This is a genomic window from Pseudoalteromonas luteoviolacea (genome assembly GCF_001750165.1).
Taxonomy (GTDB): Bacteria; Pseudomonadota; Gammaproteobacteria; order Enterobacterales; family Alteromonadaceae; genus Pseudoalteromonas; species Pseudoalteromonas luteoviolacea_G.
Window position 1 is genome coordinate 1,336,514 of sequence record NZ_CP015411.1, and the last position, 10,412, is coordinate 1,346,925.

Annotated in this window: 9 protein-coding genes; 1 reads left to right on the forward strand and 8 read right to left on the reverse strand. The window is 41.8% G+C overall.

What is annotated here, in order from left to right:
* Window positions 1–4: 4 nt before the first annotated feature.
* Together S4054249_RS05840 and S4054249_RS05845 are read right to left on the reverse strand one after the other, a co-directional pair.
* Window positions 5–643, reverse strand: a complete 639-nt coding sequence (locus tag S4054249_RS05840) for a LysE family translocator (protein WP_046356616.1) — start codon at window positions 641–643, stop codon at window positions 5–7.
* 250 nt (window positions 644–893) lie between these two features.
* Entirely contained in the window at window positions 894–2,072 is a 1,179-nt protein-coding gene (locus tag S4054249_RS05845) for a multidrug effflux MFS transporter (RefSeq protein ID WP_046356615.1), read from the reverse strand.
* A gap of 301 nt (window positions 2,073–2,373) precedes the next feature.
* On the opposite strand from S4054249_RS05845, the gene S4054249_RS05850 reads away from it, so the two are divergent.
* Window positions 2,374–2,841, forward strand: coding sequence for a hotdog fold domain-containing protein (locus S4054249_RS05850; protein ID WP_046356614.1), 468 nt, complete (start codon window positions 2,374–2,376; stop codon window positions 2,839–2,841).
* On the opposite strand, the gene S4054249_RS05855 is transcribed toward S4054249_RS05850, so the two are convergent.
* From S4054249_RS05855 to S4054249_RS05880, 6 genes are all read right to left on the reverse strand, one after another.
* Window positions 2,838–3,224, reverse strand: coding sequence for a bactofilin family protein (locus tag S4054249_RS05855; RefSeq protein ID WP_046356613.1), 387 nt, complete (start codon window positions 3,222–3,224; stop codon window positions 2,838–2,840). The two genes, S4054249_RS05850 and S4054249_RS05855, sit on opposite strands and share 4 nt — an antisense overlap.
* Window positions 3,214–4,329 carry a peptidoglycan DD-metalloendopeptidase family protein gene (locus tag S4054249_RS05860; RefSeq protein ID WP_046356612.1) on the reverse strand — a complete coding sequence of 372 codons (1,116 nt, stop codon included), beginning with the start codon at window positions 4,327–4,329 and terminating at the stop codon, window positions 3,214–3,216. Before S4054249_RS05860 ends, S4054249_RS05855 begins: the two co-directional genes overlap by 11 nt.
* Window positions 4,330–4,451: 122 nt before the next feature.
* A complete protein-coding gene (gene fahA / locus S4054249_RS05865) occupies window positions 4,452–5,765 on the reverse strand; it encodes a fumarylacetoacetase (protein ID WP_046356611.1) in 1,314 nt (437 codons plus the stop codon).
* A gap of 133 nt (window positions 5,766–5,898) precedes the next feature.
* Window positions 5,899–6,945, reverse strand: coding sequence for a 4-hydroxyphenylpyruvate dioxygenase (hppD, locus tag S4054249_RS05870; protein WP_046356610.1), 1,047 nt, complete (start codon window positions 6,943–6,945; stop codon window positions 5,899–5,901).
* Between the two features lie 432 nt (window positions 6,946–7,377).
* Window positions 7,378–8,814: a peptide MFS transporter gene (locus S4054249_RS05875; RefSeq protein ID WP_046356609.1), complete on the reverse strand. Its 1,437-nt coding sequence runs from the start codon at window positions 8,812–8,814 to the stop codon at window positions 7,378–7,380.
* A 274-nt stretch (window positions 8,815–9,088) separates the two neighbouring features.
* Window positions 9,089–10,297: a DUF642 domain-containing protein gene (locus S4054249_RS05880; protein WP_046356608.1), complete on the reverse strand. Its 1,209-nt coding sequence runs from the start codon at window positions 10,295–10,297 to the stop codon at window positions 9,089–9,091.
* Window positions 10,298–10,412: the final 115 nt, after the last annotated feature.

Here is a 10,412-nt window from a genome sequence, read left to right on the forward strand (position 1 = left end):
TTCCTTACAGTAGGAGGTTTACAGCTAATGCGATAAAGATGGCTGCCGAAATTCTATCAATCCAAATAGGCGCACTTGGGTGCGTGCGAAAGTAGCCGGCAATCTTATCTCCACCATATACATATACACAATCTACAGGAAAGGCCAATATGGGGTAGAGTAGACCAAATAATGCCAATTGAACGGTTGTGGAAGTATCTAAACTGGTATCAACAAATTGGGGGATAAAGGCGATAAAAAAGAGTGCGACCTTGGGGTTGAGTACTTCGGTCATCATGGCTTGAAAAGTCACGTTCTTACTGGATTTGCTCGGTGTACTATTATCACCCTCAGAGTGTTCGTCATGGGTATTCGATAAGGTTGCTTTAAAGGTCATTATTCCGAGATAAGCAAGATATCCGGCACCAAGATACTGAACGGCTGTGTAGGCCGTCTCTGACGCTTTTAAAATAGCAGACAGTCCAATTACGGCAAAAATAGTGTGCACCACTCCACCGAGTGCAAAGCCTAATGCGCTTTGCATTCCTGCAGTTTTACCATGCGTAAAGGTTTGTGCCATTAAAAATGCATTTGAAGGCCCCGGTGCTACGGCAATAATGAAGCTTGCAAATAGGAACGAAATTAAAAATTCAGGATTCAGCATAGTAGATTAAATGTAATACAGTTAGAGGGTAGTTTAATCACTCGGAAGAAGATTGAAACTGTTTTATTGCAATTTTTAAAAACTATGCGAGTTATAAAACCCGCATAACAAGGTTGGGGGATATTGATTCGATATAAATAAATGCTAAAAAGAAGTGCTATGCCTTCCAAACAACAGCCTGTGCAGCTATTAGAAACAGTTTACCTCTCTCATATGACAGATTTACGACGGAATAGAAAAAAGTGTCATGTTAATTGGCACTGTGTAATGCCTGTCTATATTTCGAAAAGAGCAGCAGTAAGAACGGCAATCCTAAACATAGGTGTAACGCTAATTGCAAGGGGGCAATGAGCCCCAATGGCTGTGTTAAGATGGCAAGTAATCCCGCACCACTCATTTGCATAAGACCTATTAATGCTGAAGCGGTACCTGCCTGTTTTGGAAACTCAGCCAGTGCGTTTCCAGCTGCAGCACCAATGGTAAAAGCAAATCCGATAGATGCGATATACATTGGTAACATGAAATAGGCTGCGCCAGTTTGTGGCAGGGCCAACGTGATCATGCCTGCACCACAAAATAATGTTAAGCCAAACTGTAATGCTCGGCGGCTATTGCGTTTAATAAATTGTGGAGCAACAAAACTGGATACGATACTAATGAATGCATTGAGTGCGAACCAGAAAGTAAAGTCCGCCATAGGCAGGTTTAAGTGGGACATTATCCAGCCTGGTGCGCCAACCACAAATACGAGCATGGCAGACATACATACCATGGTAATAGAAGCGTTAAATATGAACTTCGGATTGCCTATCATAGGCCCAAACCGACGTAAATCTAAGATGTGTCCCTTATAAATGGAATCTTCCGGCTTCGTTTCTTTAAAAATAAAAAACAACAAGACAAGCCCAAATACAGCAAAAGCAAACAAAAATGTGAAGTTGCTACGCCAACCGAATTCAACAGTAAGCCAGGCCCCTAAAATAGGCGCGAGCGCAGGGATAAAACAGACTATACCATTTAAGTAAGTGATCATTTGTCCACTGCCTTTGTTGCCAAAGCTGTCCCGAACAATGGCAAAAGCACTGACAAAAGTGGCACATGCGCCAAGTCCTTGCAGTACTCGAGCAAACATCACAGACTCCCATGACTCGACAACCGTTGCCAATGCTGCGCCGACCATAAATAGGCTTACCCCTGAAAGCGCGATTGGCTTTCGTCCATACTTGTCTGCTAGTGGCCCCGCAATCAATTGTCCAAGACCTACGGCAAGCATATAAATGCTGACGGTCTGTTGGATTTTTGCTTCGCTGACTACCAAGGCATTTTGCATATCGACAAAGGCGGGTAAGTATAAATCAATACCGAGTGGGCAAAATATAACTAAAAGGGCTAGGATGAAAATAAGTGATTTACTGGTGTGCTGTTGCATGCTGTCTCCTTTTCGACGCTATTGTATTGTGTGATGGGAAAAAAGACAGGACAAATCGCCGTAATACGGAAATATTTTATTAATCGAAAGGATTTAATAAGAATTATGAATGGCTAGTAGTCATTAAAACAATGCTTTACCTTTTATTGGCTCAGGTTGTTTGTTGTACTTTTTCTTCTCAAAGGAGTTTCCTTTTTGAATAGTCTATATAGATATATAGATATATGGATATTCTTATATGCTGATAACACTAGAGTTGACTGGTCTGATGTGTTAGGTTTGATAAAAAACAGGATAAATTATGCCAAGTTCACTTTTAAAAACCTATAAAAGATTTAGCTGGTTACCTTTTGGGAGTTGGCTATTTAGCAAGGCTGTGTGTAAAAGAGCGCCTTATTTTTCGACTATTAAACCTAAAATCACTCATTTAAGTCTTGGTCGAATTTGTGCGCATATGCCAAATCGCAAAGCGGTTCATAACCATATAGGAACAGTCCATGCAATTGCACAATGTAACTTAGCTGAGCTATGCGCTGGTGTAGTCACTGATGCGACAGTGCCTGTTCAAACACATAGGTGGATCCCTAAAGGGATGACTGTGCAATACCTAAAAAAGGCTGACAGTGATTTGAAGGCCGAAGCGGTGATCCCACTACCTCATGAATGGCGAGATAAGGAGGACTTGATAGTGCCAGTTGAGGTATATAATGCTGAGGGCGTGAAAGTGTTTCACGCCGATGTCACAATGTATATTACCGCACGAAATTAGGCTTTTTCTTGCTTTTCAATGGAAGTGACATTTGAGAGGTCAGTTTTATGCGTGAGCTGGCCCTCAATATGCGCCCCTGCTTCGATACTCAATGTATCGTGAATGATATCACCATGCACTTTGGCTGAAGGCTCTAAACGAACTTGTTGAGCTGAGATACAGCCATTCACTGTGCCTTTTACATGGACTTGTGTCGCCTTGATATTGCCTTCTATGGTCCCTTGCTCACCAATGACCAAGTGTTCTACTTCGAGATTGCCAGACACAATGCCATCAATTTGTATTTCGCCATCACAGTGAATATCACCGATGACTTTGGTGTTTGGGGAGATCATGGCAACGTAGAGCGCTGAGGATTTGTTATTTTTTAATTTATTGAACACGTTCGAGTACTCTTGCAAGTTTAACAGGGTTAATATGCTTTTTATCCTGTAATACTTCGTAGTGCAAGTGTGTACTGGTACTTCTCCCTGTGCTACCCATTAGTGCAATGACATCAGATTGCTTAACTTTTTGACCTTTTTTAACTTTAATTGTGTGTAAATGTCCGTAACGGGTCGTGATCCCATTGGCATGTTGAATTTCAACAAATTTGCCATAACCACCATACTTACCAGCTCTGACCACTTTACCATCTGCGGGGGCGATGATTTCTGTTTTGTGCCATCCAGCTAAGTCGACGCCTTTGTGGTAAGCACGGCGACCGTTAATTGGGTCTTTTCGATAACCAAAAGTACTGGAAATATAATATTTATCTTCTCTTACTGGCATACTGGCAGGTAGTTTTTGGACCAAACTCTCAAGCTGGTTTAACTGCACTGAACTATCTATGGCGTTGAGGTAAGCTTTTGGCAAGTTGTCGCTTTGGACTTGGTGATATGGACCACCTTGAGCGTTGTTGGTGGAGTTTGCTTCGATACCAGCTTCTTGCATACTGGCAAGCAATATCTCGTTTCTTCTGGTAATTAAATTGTGTAACTGCATCAGAAGCTTGCCCTGAGCATCGTTTAGCTCAGTTGCATGATGATGAAACGACTCAGAATGCGTTTCATGTAGGTCTGTCGCTTCTGTATGTTCTGCTTTATTTTCAAGTATTTCAGAAGACGTGGAATCGTTCGCTTTAATGTCACCTTCAGTGATGGTATTCGGTAAAGACGCCATCAATTCGTTTAATACTGCGTGCTGCGCATCAAGCTGTGCAATACGTGTTTGTTGCTGAGCAAGTTGTGCTTCAAGTGCTGCTTGTTTACTTAGAAATTCAGATTCTTTTTTCGAGACTTCTTTCGAGATTTCGAGCAGATGTGTTTTTTGTGAGAAATATTCTGAGGTTGTATAGCTCAGCCAAGTGAAAGTCGTGATTAAACACAATACACAGGCGATTTGAACCCAAGCAGGCACAGTCAACAAGCTAACTTCGCCATTTTGACGTAGCATAACTTGTTTGGGTTGAAATAGCTTTAAAACTAGGCTTTTGATAACGCTTAACATAACACTTTAAAAATTAGATAACGCCTAACTCTAACAATTTTTATACAAAAATCCAGTATAAAAGCATAAAAAAAAGGCGTGTTTATGCACGCCTTTGATTTGAATGAAATTATTTTATTCAATTATTTTGCAGGAAGCACAGTGCCTTCTACACAACCAAAGCCGATACGGTTAAAGCCATCAGCTTCACACCAACCACGCATGATCACTTTGTCACCATCTTCAAGGAACTTACGCTCTTCACCGTTGCTTAGTGTTATCGATTCTTTACCACCGCGAGAAAGTTCTAGAAGTGAACCTGCTTCTTCGTGCTCAGGGCCAGATTGTGTGCCAGAGCCTAACATGTCCCCTGGTAAGAAGTTACAACCGTTGACTGTATGGTGAGTTACCATTTGTGCAACCGTCCAGTAGCTGTGCTTGAAGCTTGACTCAGATACTTTGCTCGGTGCGACTTTGTCGCTGCGCATCTTGTCAGTTTCGATAAGTACATCCATTTGAATATCAAATGAACCTGCTTCACGGTTTTGTGCGGACTCTAGGTAGCTCATTGGCTGAGGGTCGTTTTCATCACGGTGCCACGCAGTACGGTAAGGCGCAAGCGCTTCTGTAGTTACAATCCAAGGTGACACTGTAGATGCAAAGTTTTTCGCAAGGAATGGACCTAGAGGCTGATATTCCCATGCTTGTAGGTCACGTGCTGACCAGTCATTGAATAAACAGAAACCAAATACATGGTCTTCTGCATCTTCAATTGTAATCGCTTCACCTAATTCATTGCCTTTACCAAGGTAAATACCGAGTTCTAACTCGTAGTCTAGGCGCTTACACGGGCCAAATGATGGTGCGTCTGCATCTGGTGCCTTAGTTTGCCCTTTAGGGCGCGGGAAAGTCTGACCTGATACATCAATTGATGAAGCACGGCCATGGTAACCGATTGGTACCCATTTGTAGTTAGGCAGCAATGGGTTATCAGGGCGGAACAAGCTACCTACAGCAGTTGCGTGATAGATTGATGTGTAGAAATCAGTGTAGTCGCCGATATGACAAGGTAGTGCATATTCAACGTCATCTTGTGCTATAAGGGCGCTCTCAAGGACACTTTGGTGCTCAGAGCCTTCGCGTAATGCACGAGAAAGTGCTAAACGTAAGCCTGACCAATGTGCTTTACCTAAACCCATGAATTCGTTTAGTGCTTGTGCATTTGCCGCTTCAGCCGCTTCTTGCGCTACACCGTCAAAGATATTTGCAGTTGCTACGACTGCTAGATCTAGTACCTGATCACCAATAGCTACGCCGCCACGGAACTCTTCGTTGCTGTCTTTGCGACGAAATGAAGCAAATGGTAAGTTTTGAATTGGGAAATCGTTACCTGCTTGGTTTGCACTTGCAACCCAGCTTTTTAAATTAATATCGTGTGTTTCATTGATAAAAGACATGGTCTTTCCTTTTTTCTACAAGCTGCATATGACTATGCATTTTTATTTGTGCTTTCGCCAGAATATGGCCAAGTTTAAATAGCAAAAGCAGCTTAGAAAAGCTGCTTTTTAATTTGTCTTAACTGGTAAGTGATTAAATCACACCACGACGCTCTTGGTCACGTTCAATTGACTCAAATAGAGCCTGGAAGTTACCTTCACCGAACCCACCGTCATCAACACGTTGGATCATCTCGATGAAGATAGGACCGAATAGGTTCTTCGTGAAGATTTGAAGTAAGTAGCAGTTTTCGCTCTGGCTATCTACTAGGATCTGGTGCTCTTTGATTTTTTGCTTATCTTCAGCAACCCAAGGAACACGGTCGAAAATTGTATCGTAGTAGTGGTCAACAATATCTAACGTTGCGATGTTTGTTTTGTCTAGCTTATCTAGAGAGCCAACAAGGTCGTTTGTTAAGAACGCAAGATGCTGTACGCCCGGACCATTGTACTCATCTAGGTACTCATCGATCTGGTTGTTGTTGTCATCTTTACCTTCATTGATTGGAATCGAGAAAGTGCCACAAGGTGATTTAAGTGCGTAAGAAAGTAGTGCAGTCTTTTGACCTTTGATGTCGAAGTAACGCACTTCTTCAAAGCCAAATACGCCTTTATAGAAGTTTGCCCATGTTTCCATTGTGCCTTTGTAAACATTGTTAGTTAGGTGGTCAATGCGAATGAAACCTTTGTCTTCAACAATGTTTTGCTCAGCTAAATCTTCAAAATCATTTTCAAAGATAGAGCCTTTATCACCGAATACATCGATGAAGTAAATTAGGCTGTCACCAATACCGTAAATTGCAGGGTATGGTAGATCTTTGTTTGCAGAATCAGTCGCAGGTTTTGCACCACGCTCTACAGCAATGTCAAACGCTTTTTGTGCGTCTTCTACACGCCAGCCCATTGAACAAATAGCTGGACCATGTGACTTAGCAAACTCAGCAGAGAAACCGTCACGCTCGTTGTTTAATAGGAAATGGATCTCATTCTGGTTGTAATGAACGATATCTTTGCCTTTAAACTTTTTAAGTTTTGAGAAACCAAAATCAGCAAAGATTTTGTCCATGTAATCTGCATCTGGGGTTGCGTATTCAGTAAATTCGATACCTACAAGGCCAAGAGGATTATTTACTTCACTCATTGTCATTCTCCTGCATTAAGCACTGGATTGCTTGTTGTAATTTATGCAGTGGATGATTAATCAAAATGACCTAAAGTGAAAGGTTTCTGCTTCAATTCCCTCATGACTGTTTTGTAAATTTGATTGCACGTTTGGTGCGGTTTTAAGACAAAATGGCAATAGACAATTTTTTTAGATTGAAAAGCGGTTATTAAACTGAAAACTAGGTCATTAATTTATATTCTTTAGATTGAAAAATAAATTTAAAATTTTGATTTAAAAGTGTTTTTTGTTTTTTGTTTTGATTGTTCAAGAAGTCTACAGTAATGTGCGCAATGTGAACCGCTTGGGTAAAAAGCAGGTATGCTGTAAATTAATATATACATTTTAAGGTTGCGACATGAAAAAAGCCGCACTGAAAAGTGCGGCTTTTCCGTAAATTTTATTTATGCGTTATTGTCTTTCGCCAGTCACTTCGAGCTCTTTTTCAAGATAGTGTGCTTGCGTGTGGGGTTCATTGTCGCCTTCTGCACCATGCATCCAGTCAACTAGCTTGTTACTGAGTAAGTACATGGCCAGTGCAGAAAGAAGTGCTGTTGCGCCTAAACCAATAAAGATACCCATAGCGTTGCCCATTGCTTCTTGGCCTTCACCAATAAACGAACCGACAAAGCCTGCGATTTTGTTTGCGACTGCTGTACATAGGAACCAAATACCCATAAGCAATGATGCAAGTCGCAGTGGAGCAAGCTTGCTCACCATGGATAGACCGATTGGAGACAAACATAATTCACCCAGGGTATGGAATAAATAAAAAAGTACCAACCACATCATGCTGATCTGCAGTGTACCACCATGTGCTGCGCCTTCAGTCATTAATGCAAACATCATAGTTAAAAAGCCAAGCGCTAAGAAGACTAAGCCAATGGCAAATTTGACTGGGGAATTAGGTTCACGTTTGTCCAATTTCAACCAAATCATGGCGACAATGGGGGCAAAAATAATAATGAATATTGAATTTAAAGATTGGAACCAAGATGCTGGGATTTCAAAACCCATCAGCATTCGATCAGTGTAGTCATTTGCAAATAGGTTCATGAGTCCACCGGCTTGCTCAAAGCCCATCCAAAAAATAATACTAAATACAGACATCGTAAAAATGACGCGAATACGGTCTTTTTCAACTTGAGTTAACGGCTCTTTCTTGCCTGATTCTGATTGTTGCTGTGATAGTTTTGCGGATGGAATAACACCAATATCGCCTAAGTACTTTTTGCTCAATAACATTTGCATAATAACAGAGATCACCATGCCGATGCCCGCAGCTACAAAACCTGCTTGCCAGTTGATTTCGGAGGCGACATAGCCGGCGACAAGCGGGCCTAATGCGCCACCTAAGTTAATCCCCATATAGAAGATAGTAAATGCGCCGTCACGACGCTTGTCACCGTCCTCATATAAGTCGCCGACCATGGTCGAAATGTTTGGTTTGAATAAACCATTACCGATACAAAGTAGCGTTAGACCAACGTAAAAGACATTTTCTTCTTGGCCGGCTATGACACTGTGTGGGATACCCATAATGAAATGGCCTGCGGCCATTAAAATACCACCAATAATGATGGCTTTGCGCTGTCCTAGTACGTTATCTGCTAGCCAGCCACCAAATAAGGGGGTTAGGTATACGGCCATGGTAAAGGTACCGTACAAGCTAAGTGCGTCGGCATTGGTCCAGCCAAAACCGCCATTTTGCACCTGAGCTACTAGATAAAGTACTAAAATTGCACGCATCCCGTAGTAGCCGAATCGCTCCCACATTTCCGTGCCGAATAGTAAGAATAGGCCTTTAGGGTGACCTAAAAACTCACCTCGATTAGGTATTGAATTCATATTAATTACTTCCAGATTTATCACATGTGTGTTGTTTGGCCTTTATTGTCGCGGCAAACTATTTACCCATTTGAGTGTTAGTTTTCACGCAGCTTTAAATGGGAGGCCAGTTCCCAAAAGTCCTACATGCGAAGTCAGTATTGACTAACTATGCAAGAAAAACGCGTCAGTATACCCAGCACATAGGCGATGGGGAAGCCTTACCAGCTAGGTTTAGACGCTTTGTGGTATAAAAAAACCAGCCAAAGGGCTGGTTTTTCAAGATTCATAATTATTAGCGACAGTAATTATCAACAAAGGTGAGGTCACTGATATGTGCTGGACCTTCCATCATTTCAGTCGCCACTGCGGTATTTGGGTTAAGCGAGTAAATTTTCGCGTTCTGTCCGATTTGTCGGCCAGATACATATAAAGTGCCCGTCTCGGAAATCGCCAAACCAGAAGCCCAGTTTACGCCATGTTCGCCAATTTTAGTGAGACTCATATCTGCTGTATCTAGGGTATAGAGTGCTTTACCTGTTAAGACGTATAAGGTGTTGTTATCCGCTGAGTATGCGATATCACCGTGGCTAAAGTCGTCGCCTGAATATTTCAGCTTGCCTAATACCGTTTTTTCACCTGTCTGTAGGTTATAGTCATACATGTAAGTCTTACTTGTAGCGCGAAGGTGTATTCCATCGTCGCTCACTGCTGAACGATAAATAGGCCAAGAGGTCGCATTGGCAACAGCCGTCTCAATATTGCCATCTAAATCAAGTGACCATAATGTAGAAGCTTTGGTTTGCTTGTCATTTTGTTCCATGAAATACAGCACACCGTCTTTGCTCGCGATATTAGAAGCTGTATGAGAAACGCCTGCAACCTTACTGTAAGTCATCGTATTTAAATTGAAATTAAAGATGTAACCTTCGCCAGCGTTGCCGTAATTGTTGATGCCAAACAATCCGGTTACGCAATCCGCGGTCACGGATACATTGTCTAATAATGCACCATATGAATCTGACGTGCCGCTACCAGTAAACGCAAGCGTGCTTTGTGAACCATTGGCTGTAACGGTAACTGTGACATGTTGCCAGCCTTGGCTAGCGCCATTTAGGTTAGCGATAACTTGTCCATCCCAAGTTACAGTTGCTTGATTGGTTTGGTTGTTGTTTTTTACTCGAGGTGAGTAATAAAAGCTGACCACATAACGCTTACCTGCTTCGGTCGCAATGTTTTGGTAAGCAGTATAATTACTGGTTGAGTCTAACTCGAGATACTGAGTGCCATCTTGTGGTGCGATTAAACCTAATCTATCAGTTTGAATTTCAAAACGAGCACCTGTGCGCTCCCAGCCAGAAAGGTTGTCGAAGAGTTTCCATGTCCCTGAAATATTTCCTGATTGTTCAAATGAACCATTGGCAATTAAATTATTGTCCGCCAGAGCACTCTGGCTTGCTGTCAATGCAGTAATGAATAATACAGATGACGTGGATAGCTTCATATAATACTCCCAACTTGATTACACAACATCCATTGTTAGTAAAATGTTAATTAATTTCGTTTTGTCTAATCTTATTTTCCTAGTTTTGCGTGTTCAGGTCAATTAAAAAACAAAA